We start from the raw sequence: 18,519 nt of genomic DNA, 5'->3' as shown, positions 1-18,519 counted from the left end.
TCCCTCACTTGCCAAAGGATGTTCGCATCCTTTGGCGTCTTACCTTTGTTTCCTATGGTAATCTTGTCGTTAACCGCCTACGATCATAGCTATTATAAATGGAATAGTTCGAGGTGGTTATGCGCTGGCAAGGGCGTCGTGAAAGTGACAATGTAGAAGACAGACGCAGTGATGGCGGCGGCGGTCCTTCCATGGGGGGACCCGGCTTCCGTTTACCCAGCGGCAAGGGCGGTATCATCCTGCTGATAGTGGTGCTGGTCGCGGGGTATTACGGCGTCGATCTCACCGGGTTAATGACCGGTCAGCCGCTGCAACAGCAGCAGCATTCTCAGCGCTCCATCAGCCCGAATGAAGATGAAGCGGCCAAATTTACCTCCGTGATCCTCGCCACAACGGAAGATACCTGGGGTCAGCTCTTCGAGAAAATGGGGCGCACCTACCAGCAGCCAAAGCTGGTGATGTACCGGGGCGCCACCCGCACCGGATGCGGTACCGGACAGTCCGTGATGGGGCCGTTCTACTGCCCGGCGGACGGCACCGTCTATATCGATCTCTCCTTTTACGATGACATGAAACGCAAGCTTGGCGCTGACGGCGATTTTGCCCAAGGCTACGTGATCGCGCATGAAGTCGGCCATCACGTGCAAAAGCTGCTGGGGATTGAGCCAAAAGTGCGCCAGCTGCAGCAAAATGCGTCTCAGGCGGAAGTGAACCGTTTGTCCGTCAAAATGGAGCTGCAGGCGGACTGCTTCGCGGGCGTCTGGGGCCACAGCATGCAGCAGCAGGGCGTGCTGGAATCCGGCGATCTTGAGGAGGCGCTGAATGCCGCTCAGGCGATCGGTGACGACCGTCTTCAGCAGCAGAGCCAGGGGCGCGTCGTGCCGGACAGCTTCACCCACGGTACCTCACAGCAGCGCTACAGCTGGTTTAAACGCGGTTTCGACAGCGGCGACCCGGCGCAGTGTAATACCTTCGGCAAAGCGATGTAATGCTGGCGTTTGATCAGCTGATACGCGAGCTTGAGCGCACCGGCCATCGTCGGCTGGTGGTGCTCAGCGGCGAGGCGCAGTGGACGTTGAGTCAGGCGACTGACCTGCGTAATACCCTGCCGGGAGACTGGCTGTGGCTGGATGATAATCCCTCTAAAGCCCTCAGCGGATTGCTGGGACGCGAATATCGGCATGCTGTCTTTGACGCGCGCGCCGGGTTTGACGTCTCAGCCTTCGCCGCGCTCAGCGGGACGCTGCGCGCCGGAAGCCTCCTGGTACTGCTGGTCCCTCCGCTTGCTGACTGGGCCGACAGGCCAGACAGCGATTCTTTGCGCTGGAGCGACAGCGCGGAGCCGATCGCCACTCCACACTTTGTGCACCACTTCTGCCGGACGCTTGCCGCCGATCCGGATGCGATTGTCTGGCAGCAGCATCGCCCCTTGTCCGTTCCCGTTGCGCCGGATTTACCCGCCTGGCAGCCTGCCAGCGGCGCACCGCAGCGCGAGCAGGCGGAGATCCTCGACGCGCTTCTGACCATGCCTGCGGGCATTGCCGCGGTAACGGCACCGCGCGGGCGCGGAAAGTCAGCGCTGGCTGGGATGCTGCTCAGTAACATTCAGGGGAGTGCGGTGGTCACGGCACCGGCTAAAGGGGCAACGGATGTCATTGCGCGCTTCGCGGGCCAGCATTTTCACTTTATGGCCCCGGATGCGCTGCTGGCCTCCGCGCTGCAGGCCGACTGGCTGATTGTCGATGAAGCGGCTGCCATCCCGGGCCCGCTGCTGGAGAAGCTGGTCACGCGCTTTCCGCGCGTAGTGTTAACCACCACGGTGCAGGGCTATGAAGGAACGGGCAGGGGTTTCCTGCTGAAGTTTTGCGCCCGTTTTAGCGGACTGCGGCATTATGCCTTATCGACCCCCATTCGCTGGGCTGCCGGATGTCCGCTTGAGCGGTTCGTGGCGAATGCTCTGTTATTTGATGATGCGCTTATCGACCGCAAACCGGAAGGCGATGTGCGTATAACGCCGCTGGCGCCGCGGATGTGGGAGAGCGACCCGGCACGCGTGGCAAGCGTTTATGAACTGCTGTGTGCTGCACACTACCGCACGTCACCGCTCGATTTACGCCGGATGATGGACGCGCCCGGACAGCACTTTGCTGTTGCCGGGACGGAGGCAGAGATTGCAGGCGCGCTCTGGCTGGTGGAAGAGGGCGGGTTGTCCCCTGAGCTTAGCCGCGCCGTGTGGGCGGGATACCGGCGTCCACGCGGGAATCTCGTGGCGCAGTCCCTGGCGGCGCACGGCGGCTCTCCGCTTGCGGCGACGCTGAAAGGGCGACGGGTTAGCCGCATTGCGGTTCACCCCCTGCGCCAGCGGGAAGGCATCGGGCAACGGCTTATCCGTAGCGCCCGCGGGGAAGATTATCTGTCGGTGAGTTTTGGCTACACCGACGAGCTGTGGCATTTCTGGCAGCGGTGCGGGTTTGTGCTGGTGCGGATGGGGAGCCATCGGGAAGCCAGCAGCGGCTGCTACACGGCGATGGCGCTGCTGCCGCTGAGCGAGGCAGGGCATCGGCTGTGCGCGCAGGAACATCAGCGTTTGTGCCGGGATATGCGCGTCCTGTCGGCCTGGAACGGTGAAAAGATCCCGGTGGACGACGGCTGGGAAGCTACCCTTAATAGTGATGACTGGCGGGAGCTGGCGGGGTTTGCTTTTGCCCATCGCGCGTTTTCAACCTCGGTTGCTGCGCTGACGCGGTTGTTGCTCACCGTTGATATGCCGCTTCCGGCCCTGCGGGGGAAAATGGCAGGGAAAACGGATGAGGTCGGGCGAAAAGCGTTGCTGGCCAAGCTGCGCAGTGAAACCGCGCAAGCGCTTGAAAGTCTTGATTATCCCCGCTGCCAGCAGTTGAAGGAAGCCATTTTGCAATGGCAATTTTTTCAATGACTTCTTCAGTAAAGTGGCATGGTCATTCCCGCCGGGAGGCGTAGAATCCAGGTCATCTATTAAGGAGACCACCATGAAACATGACCATTTTGTTGTTCAAAGCCCTGACAAACCGGCTAAACAGTTACTGCTTCTGTTTCATGGGGTTGGCGATAATGCCGTCAATATGGGTCAGATTGGCAGCTGGTTTGCGCCCGTTTTTCCCGACGCGCTGATTGTCAGCATCGGGGGCGTAGAGCCATGCGGCCCGAACGGGCGCCAGTGGTTCTCGGTTCAGGGCGTGACGGAAGAGAACCGTCAGGCGCGCATTGATGCCATCATGCCGACCTTTATCGAGGTCGTCCGCTACTGGCAGCAGCAGAGCGGCGTAGGAGCCGATGCCACTGCGCTGATTGGCTTCTCGCAGGGGTCAATCATGTCGCTGGAAAGCGTAAAGGCGCAGCCAGGTCTGGTGTCACGGGTGATCGCGTTTAACGGCCGTTTTGCGACGTTACCGACAAGCGCAACCACGCAGACCACGATCCACTTAATCCACGGCGGTGAAGACCGGGTGATTGAACTCTCGCATGCGGTTGCTGCCCAGGAAGCGCTGATTCGGGAAGGTGGGGATGTGACGCTGGATATCGTTGACGATCTGGGCCACGCCATTGACGACCGCAGCATGCAGTTTGCGCTCGATCGTTTGCGCTATACCGTACCGAAACACTACTTTGATGAAGCGCTCAGCGGCGGTAAGCCGGATAACGATGATATTGTTGAGTTTATGTGAGGTTACCCCCTCTCCACAGGAGAGGGGGTACAGACCGGTTACTTCTTCTGGTCTTTCTTCGGCCAGTCGTCGTCATCGTCCCACTTGTCGTTGAAATCACGGTGCGGGGGAAGATCCGGTTTGTTGGCGAGAAATTTTTTATGGTCCACGCGCTTAAGGTCTTTAATCACGTTAAGCAGTACGCCGACCAGAAAAACCAACACCAGAACCCACCAGTACTTTGAAAGCCAATCCATTCGCTATTCCTCTCAGAGCGTTCGTCAGGCGACGATTTGCTCCATAATACGTTGATACATACGGGCCAGCAGTTGTAAATCTGCCGCATTGACACACTCATTTATTTTATGAATGGTTGCGTTCACTGGCCCCAGTTCGACAACCTGAGCACCCATACGGGCGATAAAGCGTCCGTCTGAGGTACCACCCGTTGTCAGCAGCTGTGGCTTAATTTCATTATAGTGCTCGATGGCGTTCACCACCGCATCCACCAGTTTGCCACGCTGCGTCAGGAACGGCTGGCCGGAAAGCCACCACTCCACGGTATAGCGCAGCTGATATTTTTCCAGCAGGGCGATAACGCGCGCCTTGATCATCTCATCGGTCAGTTCCGTGCTGAAGCGGAAGTTGAACTGGACGAAGTAATCCCCCGGGATCACGTTATTGCTGCCGGTTCCGGCCTTGACGTTTGCTATCTGCATGCTGGTCGGCGGGAAGAACTCGTTACCCTTATCCCACTCAATCGCCACCAGCTCGCTCAGCATTGGCGCGGCGCGGTGGACCGGGTTATCGGCCAGATGCGGGTAAGCAACGTGGCCCTGAACGCCGTGAATGGTCAGGTTACAGGTCAGCGAGCCACGGCGTCCGTTTTTGACGACGTCACCCACCACTTCGGTGCTGGACGGCTCACCGACCAGACAGTAGTCGAGACGCTCGTTGCGTGCCATCAGCGCTTCAACGACCTTTACGGTACCGTTGTGCGCGCTGGCTTCTTCGTCGGAGGTGATCAAAAACGCGAGACGGTTTTTGTGGTTCGGATGCTGCGCCACAAAGCGCTCTGCCGCCACGACCATCGCCGCCAGAGAGCCTTTCATGTCTGCCGCGCCGCGACCAAACAGCATGCCATCGCGAATGGTCGGCTCAAACGGCGGGTTAATCCAGCGATCCGCGTCACCGGCGGGAACGACGTCAGTATGCCCGGCGAAGGCCAGCGTTTCGCCCTGTCCGCGCCACGCCCAGAAGTTCTGGGTATCGCCAAAATCCATGCGTTCAACGGTAAAACCGATGGCACGCAGGCGTTCAATCATAAGAGCCTGACAACCTGCGTCGTCCGGGCTAAGGGAAGGACGGCGAATAAGCTGCTGAGTCAGCTCAATGACCGGGCATGACATAAACTACACCTCAACGAAAAAAGTCGGAATAAAGGGTTTCACTGAAACCCAGCAGCATAGGCTGCCCTGGCGCGCAGAGCAATGGGCGTTTGATAATTGCCGGCATCTCGAGCATCAGTTTTGCCGCGCTGTCGGCATCTTTGATGCTGGCGCGCAGAGAGTCGTCCAGTTTACGCCAGGTGGTACCGCGGGTGTTCAGCAGGGCTTCCCAGCCCAGTTCGCGAATAGCGCTATGCAGAAATTCTGCATCGAGCCCATCGGCACGGTAATCGTGGAAGCGGTACTCCACGCTGTTAGCGTCCAGCCAGCGGCGGGCTTTTTTGATGGTGTCGCAATTTTTAATGCCGTACATCACTACCATGGTGAATCCTTTTGATGTTCTGATAATTAAATGTTCAGTAAATTCGAAGATATATCCTTAAGTGGAATATAACACATTCAGGAATTGTCTGGATTAATGCGCCTGCTTAATTCGACTCACAACTGTACGCTGAATATTCTTTCATCATTTAAGCATAGATGTCCATAAACTTTAAAAACCCAATAAACTCAGCCAATAAAATAAAACTCACCCGTTCGTAGGGTTATTTCAAAATATTGCTGGCCGTCACAAAAAATTGAGGGCTCTCCGTTCATATTTATCATAAATCCCCGCAGGACGTGGGGTACAATCACAGCAATTGGTTAAATAGTCTTCACAATGATGGTACGTTTTTGTAGAATGCGCATAATAATAAGAGAGGTTGTTATGATTGAACGTGAACTGGGGAACTGGAAAGATTTTATCGAAGGCATGCTTCGTAAATGACATTCAGTAAGAATTGCAAGAGCACTAAAATAAGTAAAATAACCATAGTGTGAATTAATCACACAGTAAAAAGGCGGCCGATAAAGCCGCCTTTTTTTATTTCAACCACTTACTCAGGACGTTCCTTTAGCGGGAAGCGGCGACGCACCAGCACAAAGAACAGCGGAACGAAGTAAATGGCCAGGATGGTGGCCGAAATCATGCCGCCCATCACTCCCGTGCCGACGGCATGCTGGCTGCTGGAGCCTGCGCCAGTGCTGGTCGCCATCGGCAGTACACCAAAAATAAACGCCAGCGACGTCATCAGGATTGGGCGCAGGCGCTGACGGCAGGCGTGCAGCGTGGCGGCCATCAGTTCGTGGCCTTTGGCATTCATCTCGTTGGCAAACTCAACGATCAGAATGGCGTTTTTCGCCGATAGCCCAATGACGGTGAGCAGGCCCACCTGGAAGTAAACATCGTTCTCCAGGCCTCGCATCCAGGTCGCGAGCAGCGCACCGATAACCCCAAGGGGCACGACCAGCATGACCGAGAACGGGACCGACCAGCTCTCATACAGGGCGGCAAGGCAGAGGAAGACCACCAGCAGCGAGAGCGCGTAAAGGGCGGGGGCCTGCGCCCCTGAGAGACGCTCCTGGTAAGACATGGCCGTCCACTCGAGACCAAAACCGGCGGGCAGCTGTTGCACCAGTTTTTCCATGGTGTCCATGGCGGTACCGGTGCTGACGCCCGGCGCGGCTTCCCCGACGATTTCAACCGCAGAGTAGCCGTTATAGCGTTCCAGGCGTGGCGATCCGCTCTCCCAGTGCGAACTGGCAAAGGCGGAGAACGGCACCATGCCGCCAGCATTATTTCTGACAAACCAGCGGTTAATATCATCCGGCAGCATGCGGAACGGCGCGGCGGACTGGACATACACTTTTTTCACGCGGCCGCGATCCATAAAGTCATTCACATAGCTCGACCCCCACGCCGTTTGCAGGGTGTCGTTGATATCGTTGATCGAGACGCCCAGCGCCTGCGCCTTACGCTGGTCGATATCCACCTGAAGCTGGGGGCTGTCGTCGAGGCCGTTATGGCGAACGCGGGTCAGGCCGGGATCGTTGCCTGCCAGCGCTAACAGCTTATCGCGTGCCGCCATCAGCGCCGTGTGGCCCGCACCGGCGTGATCCTGCAGCTCCATATCGAACCCGGCGGAACTGCCCAGCCCGCTTATCGCCGGCGGACTGCTGGCAAAGACGCGCGCTTCTTTGATGTGCGCAAAGGCTTTTGTCGCACGTTCAATAATGGCAAACGAGGTGCCCGTCCGGGTATCGCGCTCGTCCCAGTCCTTCAGGCGGACAAACATGCGGGCGACGTTCTGCCCGTTACCACCCGGGCCAGAGCCGACGGTAGAGAAGACCGACACAACGTTATCTTTCTCTTTGGTGAAGAAGTACTGTTCCACTTTCTGGACCACTTTCAGCGTCTGCTGCTGCGTTGCGCCGCTCGGAAGCTGCACCGAGGTGGTGAACATCCCCCGGTCTTCCATCGGCAGGAACGAGGTGGGCAGGTGCAGGAACAGCCAGACCATGCCGCCCAGCAGCACAACGTAAATCATCATCCAGCGCAGGCTGCGGTGCAGTACGCGACCAACGGCAGATTCATACCGCGCGGCGTTGCGGTTGAACATGCGGTTAAACCAGCCGAAGAACCCTTTCTGCCCGTGATGCTCTCCTTTGTGCAGCGGTTTCAGAATGGTGGCGCACAGCGCGGGGGTGAGGATCAGCGCGACCAGCACGGAGAGCACCATCGCCGAGACGATGGTGATCGAGAACTGGCGGTAAATCGCCCCGGTGGTGCCGCCAAAGAAGGCCATCGGGATAAAGACGGCCGACAGCACCATCGCAATCCCGACCAGCGCCCCCTGAATTTGCCCCATGGACTTGCGCGTCGCCTGGCGCGGAGAGAGCCCTTCTTCGCTCATGATGCGCTCGACGTTTTCAACCACCACGATGGCATCATCCACCAGAAGGCCGATTGCCAGCACCATCGCAAACATCGTCAGGGTATTAATGCTGTACCCGAAGGCGTAGAGCACCGCAAAGGTCCCCAGCAGCACCACGGGGACGGCAATGGTGGGGATCAGCGTCGCGCGGAAGTTTTGCAGGAACAGGTACATGACCAGGAACACCAGCGCGATGGCTTCGAGCAGAGTCTTCACCACGTCTTCAATGGAGGCTTTTACGAAGGAGGTGGTTTCATAGGCGACTTTGTACTCCAGCCCGTGCGGGAAATACTGCGACAGCTCGTCCAGACGGTCTAACACCAGTTTTGCCGTCGCCATTTCGTTCGCGCCGGAGGCCAGTTTAATCCCCAGACCGGAGGCCTGATTGCCGTTAAAGCGGCTCAGGTAGTCGTATTTCTCCGCCCCCATTTCCACCGTGGCGACATCGCCGAGACGCACTTCCGACCCGTCCTGATTCACGCGCAGGGTGATATTGCGGAACTGGTCCGGCGTCTGCAGCAGGGATTGCGAATTAATGGTGGCGTTCAGGGCTTGCTTATCAACGGAAGGCGTTCCCCCCAGTTGCCCTACGGCAATCTGGGCGTTCTGGGCTTTGATAGCATCCGTCACGTCGGTTGCCGTCATCTGGTAGCTGTTCAGCTTATTGGGATCGAGCCAGATACGCATGGAGTATTGTGAGCCGTAGGCGTCGATATCCCCGACGCCGTTAATCCGGCTGATGGGATCCTGAATATTACTGGCGACGTAGTCCGCGATGTCCTGTTTATCCATCGAGCCATCTGTCGAGACAAACGCGATGGTCAATATGTTGGTATCGCCGGTTTTACGCACGGTCACGCCCTGGTTTTGCACCGCCTGGGGCAGCTTGCGCATGGCCGATTGCAGCTGGTTTTGGACCTGCTGCACCGCTTCGTCCGGGTCGGTGCCCGCCTTAAAGCTCAGGGTGACCGTCGCCTGTCCCGTGGCGCTGCTTTGCGAGGACATGTACATCAGGTTATCCAGACCCGTCATGTTCTGCTCGATAACCTGCGTCACGGTATTTTCCAGCGTCTGTGCGGACGCGCCGGGGTAGTTTGCGGTGATGCGCACGTTCGGCGGTGCCAGGTCGGGGTATTGCTCAACGGGAAGTGAAGTAATCGCCAGGACGCCTGTCAGACACAACAGGATGGCAAGCACCCAGGCAAAAATGGGGCGATCGATGAAAAAATTCGCCATGAAAGTGTGACCTCGTTTTGCTGCACGTCATTATTGTTTATTGCCCGCATAACTTTAGCGGTAAGGCCCAGGTCAAACGTGGAGAAATAAAGGAGATAGTGTAAATTATCATGCGCTTTTCCCTGCGCTTCCCTCTTTACCGTTATTTACCCGTTAACGGCAAAGGCGCCGGGAACGTCACGCTGACCAGCGTGCCGCCGTTTTGCGGCTGTGAAAAGTGCAGCACTCCTCCAAGCCGCTGCGCGCGTTCGCGCATAATGTTCAGTCCGTAATGTCCCGGCGGCTCGCTGGCTTCGCCAATCCCGATGCCGTTGTCGCGAATGCTGACGCTGTGCGTACCGTCCGCTGCGGTCACGCAGCTGACGGTGATTTCGCTCGCCTGCGCGTGCTTAATGGCGTTCAGCACGGCTTCACGCACGATCTGCAGCAAATGCACCTGCTTTTGCGCGTCCAGCGCCAGCGAGGAGAGGCGGCAGTCGAGATGCAGTTTCGCCTGCGTCTGGCTCTGCAGCCCGTCGAGTGACTCCTGCAGCGCCGCGGGTAAATTCGCATGGTTCAGCGTCAGGCGGAAGGTGGTCAGCAGCTCGCGAAGCTGCTGCCAGGCGTTGTTCAGCTCGCGGGAGAAGTCGGTGATAATGGCCTGCGCTTGGGTATTTTCTTCCGGCACGGCGCGTTTGAGCAGCGCAAGCTGAATGCGCAGATACGACAGCACCTGCGCCAGCGAATCGTGCAGCTCGCGGGCAATAGTGGCGCGCTCTTCCATCAGCAGCAGCTGCTGGTAATGCTTTTGCGCCTGGTTAAAGTACAGTCCGCGCCCGAGCATGGTCGCCACGCTTCTCATCAGCGGAAGGGGGACACTGTCCGCCTTGCTTTGCCAGCGCAGCTCGCCGTAGAGCGTGTCCTGCATCAGTACCGGCAGGTTTTGCAGAGGGATACCCTCAGCCTCCGTCCCTTCACACAGCCGCCAGTCGTCGCTGGTGCGCAGTTCCAGATAATTCATCTGCGTATAGTCATGGACAATCTGCAGGATATGCCGGAAACAGTGGCTGTCTATCTGCCCGGTATTGAGCGCCTGCGAGCACTTGAACAGCATGTCGAGCTGCTGGTGGGCTTCGTGCAGGTGCCGCGTCTTTTCCGCAACCGAGGCTTCGAGCGAACGGTAGAGCGTATCGAGCTCGGCTGACATGTGGTTAAAGGCACGCGAAAGCTGGCCCAGCTCGTTCGGCAGGGCGCTATCCGGCGCAGGGGTGGCAAACTCACCGCGCTCAATGCGTTCGCTGGCCGCCACCAGGTTGTTCAGCGGCAGCACCACCTGACGACGGATGCGTCGCAGGGTAAACAGCGTCAGCAGCAGGATCCCGAGTGCGCCAGCCAGCGAGAGCAGGGTGACCGTCTGAATTTTATGTTCGGTGTAGTGCTGGAGGGCGAGCACAAAGGCATCAATGCGGCCGACAAAATCTTCAATATTGCGTTGATACCACGCGTTGTCGCCGCGGGCGATGTGCGCATCCATCTCCTGCCAGGCCACATGCAGCTGCTGATAGCGTGCTTTCACATTGTCCGGGACGTACCAGCGGTTCAGCTTCTGCAGGGCAGGCGCGCCGAGCGTCTGTTGCCAGCTCTCGCGATGTGCCTCAAGGAAAGGGCTGTTGCGCTGCATCTCGTAGCCCAGACGATAGCTCTGCATGCGCAGTGAGCCAGCGATGTTGATGGCTTCGGCATCGCGCTGGCTGCTGGCCAGCGTCAGCAGCGCGACGGTGCTGCTGAGCACGGATAGGGCAATGATCGAAAAGAAAGCCCAGGCAAGGCTTCCGGAAACGGGTCGTTTAACGGTCACAGAACGGCTCTCTGAATAAAATTGATCTGCCACAGGTTCACTGGAAATAATTGGGCGTTCCGGGCATTTGAACATTGCCCGATCGCACCGTGATGCGTAAATACCATACTCTTATAAAGAGAAAGGTTATTGAACCAAAAACAGGTGTGGTTATGAATCGTTTTATTATGGCTAACAGCCAGCAGTGCATTGGGTGTCGCGCCTGCGAAGTGGCCTGCGTGATGGCGCACAACGATGAGCAGCATGTCCTGAGCGAGCGCCATTTTCATCCCCGTATCACGGTCCTGAGATCCGGCGAGAAGAGCCGCCCGGTGACCTGCCATCATTGCGAAAATGCACCCTGCGCGCAAAGCTGCCCGAACGGCGCCATCAGCAAATGCGATGACAGCGTACAGGTGAATCAACAAAAATGCATCGGCTGTAAGGCCTGCGTGGTGGCCTGCCCGTTTGGCACGATGGAGATTATCGTCACCCCGCTCGACAATGGCAGCGTGAAGGCCTCGGCGAATAAATGCGATCTCTGCCTGACGCGTCCACACGGCCCGGCCTGTATCGAAAATTGCCCCGCAGATGTCCTCTCCCTGGCGACGCCTGCCGTGCTGGATAATCTGGCGAAATCGCGCCGACAGCGCACGGCCTGCCTGGAGGCGCAACCCTGGCATGATGCGGAGGCCGTCAGCGTGGACGCGCCGCGTACCAAACTGCAGCAGATGCAGGCGACGGCGCCTCGCGGCGAGCCCGACAAGCTGGCTGCCGTCGAACGCGTGAGCCATTTTAGCGAAATTTACCTGCCGTTCCGGGCCGAACAGGCCGCCCGCGAGGCGTCGCGCTGCCTGAAGTGCGGCGAGCACAGCATTTGCGAATGGACCTGCCCGCTACACAACCACATTCCGCAGTGGATTGAGCGCCTCAACGCGGAGGATATCACCGGCGCGGCTGAGCTTTCTCATCAGACCAACTGTTTACCTGAAATTACCGGCCGCGTCTGTCCGCAGGACCGGCTATGCGAGGGGGCCTGCACGCTGCGTGAAGCGGCGGGCGCCGTGACCATCGGCAACATTGAGCGCTATATCGCCGATCGGGCGCTGGCGATGGGCTGGCGGCCGGATATGTCCGCCGTCACGCCGTCAGGTAAACGTGTCGCGATTGTCGGCGCGGGGCCCGCCGGGCTGGCGTGCGCCGACGTGCTGGCGCGCCACGGCGTGAGCGTGACGGTCTATGACCGGCATCCGGAGATCGGCGGTTTGCTGACCTTTGGCATCCCGGCATTTAAGCTCGACAAATCGCTGCTCGCGCGGCGCAGAGAGATATTTACCGCGATGGGGATCCGCTTTGAGCTGAACTGCGAGGTGGGCCAGGACGTGTCGATGTCACAGCTAAAGCACGATTACGACGCCCTGTTTATTGGGGTGGGAACCTATCGTTCGATGAAGGCGGGTATCCCGAACGAGGACGCGCCAGGGGTCTACGACGCGCTGCCTTTCCTGGTGGGCAACACGCGGCATGTTATGGGGCTGGAGGCGACGGCCAGCGAACCGTTCATCGACACCCGTGGCCTGAACGTGGTGGTGCTGGGCGGAGGCGACACCGCGATGGACTGCGTCCGTACTGCGTTACGCCACGGGGCGGCAAACGTCACCTGCGCCTATCGTCGGGATGAGGCCAACATGCCAGGCTCGAAGAAAGAGGTGAAGAACGCCAGAGAAGAGGGGGCCGCGTTTGAGTTTAACGTTCAGCCGGTTGAGCTGACGCTGGATCCGAACGGTAAGGTCAACGGTATCCGGATGCTGCGAACCGTGCTCGGTGAACCGGATGCGCAGGGACGGCGTCGGCCCGTTCCGGTGGCGGGCAGCGAGTTTGTGATGGCCGCGGATGCGGTCATCATGGCGTTTGGTTTTAATCCTCACGCGATGCCCTGGCTGCAGGCGCAGGGGGTTGAAACAGACGACTGGGGACGGATCGTGGCCTCGGTCGAAAGCCGCTACCGTTACCAGACGACCAACCCGCAGATCTTCGCCGGGGGCGATGCGGTACGCGGCGCGGATCTGGTGGTGACCGCGATGGCGGAAGGACGTCATGCCGCGCAAGGAATACTCGACTGGCTGGGAGGTAATGCGCCACAGCATCATTAATCCGGCGGGCGACAAAGCGGGATTCACGGCGTAGTATAGGACGACTCATTGTGTCGTGGAGCCCGTATGACCCTGAAAATAGACGTTATCAAAGACAAAATTCTCTCTGAAAACTACTTTGTCCTGCGTAACATCACCTACGATCTGACGCGTAACAACGGTGAAGTGATCCGCCACAGGCGCGAGGTCTACGACCGCGGCAACGGGGCAACTATCCTGCTCTATAATCGTGAAAAGCAGAGCGTGGTGCTGATCCGCCAGTTCAGGGTGGCAACATGGGTCAATGGCAACCCGGACGGACGTCTGATTGAAACCTGCGCGGGCCTGCTCGATGACGATGAGCCGGAAGTCTGCATCCGCAAAGAGGCCGTCGAAGAGACCGGCTTCGAAGTGGGCGAGGTCAAAAAGGTCTTCGAGCTGTTTATGTCGCCGGGCGGCGTGACGGAAATTGTCCATTTCTTCATCGCGGAATACAACGACGCGCAGCGCACTCACCGGGGCGGCGGCGTAGAGGATGAAGATATCGAAGTGCTGGAGCTTCCTTTTGCCCGGGCGCTGGAGATGGTGCGTTCAGGCGAAATCAGGGATGGTAAGGCGGTGATATTACTGCAGTATTTACAGACGACCGGGCTGATGAATACCCCTTTCGAACGGATATAGCCTATTTTTCGGGTATATCTGATAAATCCGATTGAGCAACCCCGGCGGGAACACGAAGATACTGCCCAGTTACGCGTTTTCGTTCCGGGATTGTGCCATTCATGCGCTACAGCGTCTTTTTATTTTCCCTGTTTTATGTGCTCCTCGCGCCGCAGGTGCGGGCTGCACCCGCGCAGCAAGCCTTTTCTGACTGGCAGGTGACCTGCAATAACCAGAACTTTTGCCTTGCCCGCAACACGGGCGAACACCGTGGTCTGGTCATGACGCTCACCCGAAGCGCCGGGGCGAAAACGGATGCCACGCTGCGTATCGATCTCGGCGGGCTTGATACGCCTTCCGTGAAAGAGCCTGAGATTGCCCCCCGGCTGCTGCTGGATAATATTCCCCTGAAGCTGGACAAACAGCGCTGGCAGCTGACGCCCTGGCATCTGAAAACGGACGATGCGGCCACCATCACCGCCTTTCTGAAAAATATCCAGGAAGGGAAGGCCCTGACCCTTCGCGGCGGTAAGCAGGTGATATCTCTGAGCGGTCTGAAAGCCGCGCTGCTGTTCATTGATGCGCAGCAAAAGCGCGTGGGCAGTGAAACCGCGTGGATCAGAAAAGGTGACGATCCGCCGTTAAGCGTACCGCCCGCACCCGCCCTGAAAAAGGTGGCGACCGTTAATCCTACCCCAACACCGCTTTCCCATGCCGAACTGAACGACCTGCTGGATTATGGCACCGGCAGGATGAACAGCAGCCAGTGCTCGCTGGATCCTAACCGCCGGGAAGTGCGCGTCACCGCGTTAACCGATGACAAGGCGCTGCTGATCGTCAGCTGCGAGGCGGGGGCCTATAACACCGTCGATCTGGCGTGGCTGGTGTCACGTAAGAAACCGTTCTCTGCCCGCAGCGTCAGGCTGCGTCTGCCGTTTACGCCGTCAAGCGACAGCAGCGAAATAGAGTTGATGAACGCCAGCTTTGATGAGAAGACGCGCGAGCTGACCACGCTCTCGCTGGGGCGCGGTATGGGCGACTGTGGGTTCCAGACGCGCTGGCGGTTTGACGGCCAGCGTTTCCGCCTGGTGCGTTATGCTGAGGAACCCAGCTGCGATAACTGGAACGGGCCAGACGCCTGGCCCACGCTGTGGATCACGCGGTAGCTTTTAGCCGGGTGGCGCAGTCGCTTACCCGGCCTACAAATCTTGCGGTCTGTGGCAATGTACCGGGTGGTGGCTTCGCCTTACCCGGCCTACGAATCATGTGGTCTGTGGCAATGTGCCGGGGGGCGGCTTCGCCTTACCCGGCCTAAGAATCTTGCGGTCTGTGGCAATGCGCCTGGTGGTGGCTTCGCCTTACCCGGCCTACAAATCTTGCGGTCTGTGGCAATGTGCCGGGTGGCGGCTTCGCCTTACCCGGCCTACAAATCTTGCGGTCTGTGGCAATGTACCGGGTGGTGGCTTCGCCTTACCCGGCCTACAAATCTTGCGGTCTGTGGCAATGTGCCGGGTGGCGGCTTCACCTTACCCGGCCTACAAAAAACCGAGCCGTAGGCCGGGTAAGCGATAGCGCCACCCGGCAACGCAGGCCGCACTACAGCACGCTCAGCGCCTTCTCCACCACGTTCTCAACCGTAAAGCCGAAGTACGGGAACAGCTTATCGGCAGGAGCGGACTCACCGTAGCCCCGCATGCCCACAATCGCTCCTTTGAGCCCGACATACTTGTACCAGTAGTCGGCAATACCGGCCTCCACCGCCACGCGCGCCGTGACGCTGGACGGCAGGACCGATTCCCGGTACGCCTCGTCCTGGGCGTCAAAGATATCCGTGGAAGGCAGGGAGACGACCCGCACCGCGTGGCCTTCGGCGGTCAGTTTCTCCGCCGCTTTCACCGTGATTTCCACCTCTGAACCGGTCGCAATCAGGATCACGTCCGGCTTGCCGCCGCTGTCTTTCAGAATATAGCCGCCGCGAGCGATGTTTTTCACCTGCTCCGGCGTGCGCTCTATCTGCGCCAGGTTCTGGCGTGACAGAATCAGTGCCGTCGGGCCGTTATGGCGTTCTACCGCCAGCTTCCAGCCCACCGCCGCTTCGACCTGATCGCAGGGACGCCAGGTGCTGAAGTTTGGCGTCAGGCGCAGGCTCGCCAGCTGTTCAACCGCCTGGTGGGTGGGACCGTCTTCTCCCAGACCGATGGAGTCGTGGGTATAGACCATAATCTGCCGCGCCTTCATCAGCGCTGCCATGCGCGCCGCGTTACGGGCGTACTCGACGAACATCAGGAAGGTGGCGGTGTAGGGCACGAAGCCGCCGTGGTGAGCGATGCCGTTGGCGATCGCGGTCATCCCGAACTCGCGCACGCCGTAGTGGATATAGTTCCCGGCAATGTCCTCTTTCAGCGATTTCGAGCCCGACCAGATGGTCAGGTTACTCGGTGCCAGATCCGCCGAGCCGCCCAGCAGTTCAGGGAGAAGAGGGCCAATCGCATTCAGGGTGTTTTGCGACGCCTTACGGGTGGCGATTTTTGCCGGGTTGGACTGCAGGTTTTCAATCAGCGCCTGAGTTTTATCGTCCCAGTCCTCCGGCAGACCGCCGCTCATGCGGCGGGAAAACTCGGCGGCCAGATCCGGGTACGCTTTTTTGTAGGCGGCAAACTTCTCGTTCCAGGCGTGCTGGGCTTTTTCACCCGCTTCACGGGCATCCCAGGCTCTGTAGATCTCTTTCGGGATTTCAAATGGCGGGTATTTCCAGCCCAGCTTCTGGCGGGTCAGCGCCACTTCTTCGTCACCCAGCGCCGCGCCGTGCGCCTCTTCTTTGCCCGCCTTGTTCGGTGAGCCGAAGCCTATAACCGTGCGGCAGATAATCAGGGACGGTTTGTCCTTCACGCTCTGCGCTTCCTGAATCGCTTTTTTCACCGCCTCAGGATCGTGGCCGTCGATCTCATGCACCACGTGCCAGTGGTAGGCCTCGAAGCGTTTTGCCGTGTCGTCAGTGAACCAGCCTTCGGTTTCCCCGTCGATGGAGATGCCGTTGTGATCGTAGAACCCGATCAGCTTGCCCAGCCCCAGGGTGCCCGCCAGGGAGCAGACCTCGTGGGAGATCCCCTCCATCAGACAGCCGTCACCCATAAACACATAGGTGTAGTGATCGACAATCTCGTGGTCCGGCTGGTTGAACTGTGCCGCCAGCGTACGTTCGGCAATCGCCAGCCCGACCGCATTTGCCAGCCCCTGACCGAGCGGCCCGGTGGTGGTCTCCACGCCCGGCGTATAGCCGATCTCCGGGTGTCCCGGGGTTTTGGAGTGCAGCTGGCGGAAGTTTTTCAGCTCCTCAAGCGGCAGATCGTAACCGGACAAGTGTAGCAGGCTGTAGAGCAGCATCGAGGCGTGGCCGTTGGAGAGAATAAAGCGGTCACGGTCATACCAGGTGGGATCGTTGGGGTTGTGCTTCAGGAAGTCGTTCCACAGCACTTCGGCAATATCGGCCATGCCCATCGGTGCGCCGGGGTGGCCGGAATTGGCTTTCTGCACGGCATCCATGCTGAGGGCGCGGATGGCATTGGCGAGCTCTTTACGGGACATAGTTCACTCCGTGGCAAGGTTAAAGTTTGGCAGCGAGAAGATCTTCAAGTTTGCGCTGGTCGACGGCGAACAGACGGATACCTTCCGCCAGTTTTTCCACGGCCATTGCGTCCTGATTGTGCTCCCAGCGGAACTCCGCTTCGGTCATGGCTTTCGGTTTTGGCAGAACGGTAGAGGTTGGCACCAGCTTGCGGATCACCGTCTCTTCTTTGTCCTGTAGTTCTTTGAGCAGGTTAGGGGAGATGGTCAGGCGGTCGCAGCCTGCCAGAGCAAGGATCTGCTCGGTACGGCGGAAGCTGGCCCCCATCACGATGGTTTCGTAGCGATGCTGCTTGTAGTAGTCGTAAATATTGCGCACCGATTTCACCCCCGGGTCCTCATCCACCACGTACGGATCCATCGGCTGTTTCGCCTGGTACCAGTCGTAGATGCGGCCTACAAACGGTGACACCAGGAACACGCCCGCTTCGGCACAGGCGCGCGCCTGGGCAAAGGAGAACAGTAGCGTCAGGTTGCAGTGAATCCCCTCTTTTTCCAGCACCTCTGCGGCGCGGATGCCTTCCCAGGTCGACGCCAGCTTGATCAGAATGCGTGATTTATCGATCCCCTGCTCCTGGTAGAGTTCCACCAGACGACGCGCTTTATTAATGCTCTTTTCTTTATCGAACGAGAGGCGGGCGTCGACTTCAGTCGAGACGCGCCCCGGAATGCTTTTAAGAATTTCCGCACCAAAATTAACCGCCAGCTTGTCGCTGGCTTCGGCGACCTGCTGCTCCTGCGTTTTCCCGCGCTGCTTACCGTAGGCAATCGCGTCATCAATCAGATGACTAAAATGGGCAAGCCCGGCTGCCTTGAGCAGTAGCGAAGGGTTAGTGGTCGCATCCTCCGGCTGGTAGTGACGAATCGACTCGATATCGCCGCTGTCGGCTACCACGGTGGTGAATTGTTTGATGCCGTCTAGCTGGTTCATAAATGATTACTCCTTGGAAATAAAAGAGTTAGATGAGTGCGTTAGTTCACACTTCTGGAAAAATCATGATGGACTTAACAAAAAAGCATAGCAGACGGGGGAAGCATTGCTTTTGAGACGGGTAACATGGCTGTTATAAATTGATAACAATTTTTAATGTGTGATGGTGAGAGTTTGGCAGCCTTCAAAGTTTAGGAGGCAGTCTGAGGCGATACTAGGCGGCACACCAGGGT

At 58.5% G+C, this 18,519-nt stretch carries 14 protein-coding genes; 7 read left to right on the top strand and 7 right to left on the bottom strand.

All coding sequences use genetic code 11. The features are described 5' to 3' along the window. Nucleotides 1–119: 119 nt before the first annotated feature. The 3 genes from BMW97_RS15715 (at nucleotide 120) to ypfH (ending at nucleotide 3,704) form a co-directional block, all read left to right on the top strand. Nucleotides 120–989, top strand: a complete 870-nt coding sequence (locus tag BMW97_RS15715) for a KPN_02809 family neutral zinc metallopeptidase (protein WP_028016137.1) — start codon at nucleotides 120–122, stop codon at nucleotides 987–989. After that, complete coding sequence (locus BMW97_RS15710) at nucleotides 989–2,935, top strand: tRNA(Met) cytidine acetyltransferase TmcA (RefSeq protein ID WP_045908584.1); 1,947 nt, start codon at nucleotides 989–991, stop codon at nucleotides 2,933–2,935. Before BMW97_RS15715 ends, BMW97_RS15710 begins: the two co-directional genes overlap by 1 nt. Nucleotides 2,936–3,008: 73 nt before the next feature. Beyond that, nucleotides 3,009–3,704, top strand: coding sequence for an esterase (gene ypfH, locus BMW97_RS15705; RefSeq protein WP_045908585.1), 696 nt, complete (start codon nucleotides 3,009–3,011; stop codon nucleotides 3,702–3,704). 38 nt (nucleotides 3,705–3,742) lie between these two features. Here ypfH and BMW97_RS15700 read toward each other — a convergent pair whose 3' ends face one another. The 3 genes from BMW97_RS15700 to BMW97_RS15690 are packed head-to-tail and all read right to left on the bottom strand — an operon-like array spanning nucleotide 3,743 to nucleotide 5,453. Beyond that, nucleotides 3,743–3,940 (bottom strand): YpfN family protein, encoded by a 198-nt coding sequence (locus BMW97_RS15700; RefSeq protein WP_008501627.1) that lies wholly within the window; start codon nucleotides 3,938–3,940, stop codon nucleotides 3,743–3,745. Between the two features lie 24 nt (nucleotides 3,941–3,964). Beyond that, nucleotides 3,965–5,092 carry a succinyl-diaminopimelate desuccinylase gene (dapE, locus tag BMW97_RS15695; RefSeq protein ID WP_023294260.1) on the bottom strand — a complete coding sequence of 376 codons (1,128 nt, stop codon included), beginning with the start codon at nucleotides 5,090–5,092 and terminating at the stop codon, nucleotides 3,965–3,967. A gap of 10 nt (nucleotides 5,093–5,102) precedes the next feature. Further along, nucleotides 5,103–5,453: an ArsC family reductase gene (locus BMW97_RS15690; protein WP_023294259.1), complete on the bottom strand. Its 351-nt coding sequence runs from the start codon at nucleotides 5,451–5,453 to the stop codon at nucleotides 5,103–5,105. A gap of 387 nt (nucleotides 5,454–5,840) precedes the next feature. On the opposite strand from BMW97_RS15690, the gene ypfM reads away from it, so the two are divergent. Next, nucleotides 5,841–5,900 (top strand): protein YpfM, encoded by a 60-nt coding sequence (gene ypfM / locus BMW97_RS23930; RefSeq protein WP_015572204.1) that lies wholly within the window; start codon nucleotides 5,841–5,843, stop codon nucleotides 5,898–5,900. 109 nt (nucleotides 5,901–6,009) lie between these two features. Here the strand turns inward: ypfM and acrD are convergent, their stop codons facing one another. Next, a complete protein-coding gene (gene acrD, locus BMW97_RS15685; protein ID WP_045908586.1) occupies nucleotides 6,010–9,123 on the bottom strand; it encodes a multidrug efflux RND transporter permease AcrD in 3,114 nt (1,037 codons plus the stop codon). Nucleotides 9,124–9,265: 142 nt separating this feature from the next. Next, nucleotides 9,266–10,960: a nitrate/nitrite two-component system sensor histidine kinase NarQ gene (narQ, locus tag BMW97_RS15680; RefSeq protein ID WP_045908592.1), complete on the bottom strand. Its 1,695-nt coding sequence runs from the start codon at nucleotides 10,958–10,960 to the stop codon at nucleotides 9,266–9,268. Nucleotides 10,961–11,112: 152 nt separating this feature from the next. Between narQ and aegA the strand changes: the two genes are divergently transcribed. The 3 genes from aegA to BMW97_RS15660 all read left to right on the top strand — a co-directional run bounded on the left by aegA (nucleotide 11,113) and on the right by BMW97_RS15660 (nucleotide 14,897). Further along, nucleotides 11,113–13,092 (top strand): formate-dependent uric acid utilization protein AegA, encoded by a 1,980-nt coding sequence (gene aegA / locus BMW97_RS15670; protein WP_045908587.1) that lies wholly within the window; start codon nucleotides 11,113–11,115, stop codon nucleotides 13,090–13,092. A 66-nt stretch (nucleotides 13,093–13,158) separates the two neighbouring features. After that, a complete protein-coding gene (gene nudK, locus BMW97_RS15665) occupies nucleotides 13,159–13,752 on the top strand; it encodes a GDP-mannose pyrophosphatase NudK (protein ID WP_045908588.1) in 594 nt (197 codons plus the stop codon). Nucleotides 13,753–13,853: 101 nt separating this feature from the next. Beyond that, nucleotides 13,854–14,897 carry a DUF1176 domain-containing protein gene (locus tag BMW97_RS15660; RefSeq protein WP_045908589.1) on the top strand — a complete coding sequence of 348 codons (1,044 nt, stop codon included), beginning with the start codon at nucleotides 13,854–13,856 and terminating at the stop codon, nucleotides 14,895–14,897. 430 nt (nucleotides 14,898–15,327) lie between these two features. Here BMW97_RS15660 and tkt read toward each other — a convergent pair whose 3' ends face one another. Both tkt and tal read right to left on the bottom strand, forming a co-directional pair. Then, entirely contained in the window at nucleotides 15,328–17,316 is a 1,989-nt protein-coding gene (gene tkt / locus BMW97_RS15655; protein WP_045909458.1) for a transketolase, read from the bottom strand. A 19-nt stretch (nucleotides 17,317–17,335) separates the two neighbouring features. After that, on the bottom strand, nucleotides 17,336–18,286 hold the full coding sequence (gene tal, locus BMW97_RS15650) for a transaldolase (protein ID WP_045909457.1): 951 nt from the start codon (nucleotides 18,284–18,286) through the stop codon (nucleotides 17,336–17,338). Nucleotides 18,287–18,519: the final 233 nt, after the last annotated feature.

The organism is Enterobacter sp. NFIX58, from assembly GCF_900110475.1.
GTDB classification, from domain to species: domain Bacteria; phylum Pseudomonadota; class Gammaproteobacteria; order Enterobacterales; family Enterobacteriaceae; genus Enterobacter; species Enterobacter quasiroggenkampii.
Note: the sequence above shows the minus strand (reverse complement) of the source record. Positions and strands in the feature narration are given on the sequence as shown.

Excerpts from the sequence above, each read along its gene's own strand:
- BMW97_RS15715 (WP_028016137.1), top strand. The coding sequence starts at position 120 with ATGCGCTGGCAAGGGCGTCGTGAAAGTGACAATGTAGAAGACAGACGC.
- BMW97_RS15710 (WP_045908584.1), top strand. The coding sequence starts at position 989 with ATGCTGGCGTTTGATCAGCTGATACGCGAGCTTGAGCGCACCGGCCAT.
- ypfH (WP_045908585.1), top strand. The coding sequence starts at position 3,009 with ATGAAACATGACCATTTTGTTGTTCAAAGCCCTGACAAACCGGCTAAA.
- BMW97_RS15700 (WP_008501627.1), bottom strand. The coding sequence starts at position 3,940 with ATGGATTGGCTTTCAAAGTACTGGTGGGTTCTGGTGTTGGTTTTTCTG.
- dapE (WP_023294260.1), bottom strand. The coding sequence starts at position 5,092 with ATGTCATGCCCGGTCATTGAGCTGACTCAGCAGCTTATTCGCCGTCCT.
- BMW97_RS15690 (WP_023294259.1), bottom strand. The coding sequence starts at position 5,453 with ATGGTAGTGATGTACGGCATTAAAAATTGCGACACCATCAAAAAAGCC.
- acrD (WP_045908586.1), bottom strand. The coding sequence starts at position 9,123 with ATGGCGAATTTTTTCATCGATCGCCCCATTTTTGCCTGGGTGCTTGCC.
- aegA (WP_045908587.1), top strand. The coding sequence starts at position 11,113 with ATGAATCGTTTTATTATGGCTAACAGCCAGCAGTGCATTGGGTGTCGC.
- nudK (WP_045908588.1), top strand. The coding sequence starts at position 13,159 with ATGACCCTGAAAATAGACGTTATCAAAGACAAAATTCTCTCTGAAAAC.
- BMW97_RS15660 (WP_045908589.1), top strand. The coding sequence starts at position 13,854 with ATGCGCTACAGCGTCTTTTTATTTTCCCTGTTTTATGTGCTCCTCGCG.
- tkt (WP_045909458.1), bottom strand. The coding sequence starts at position 17,316 with ATGTCCCGTAAAGAGCTCGCCAATGCCATCCGCGCCCTCAGCATGGAT.
- tal (WP_045909457.1), bottom strand. The coding sequence starts at position 18,286 with ATGAACCAGCTAGACGGCATCAAACAATTCACCACCGTGGTAGCCGAC.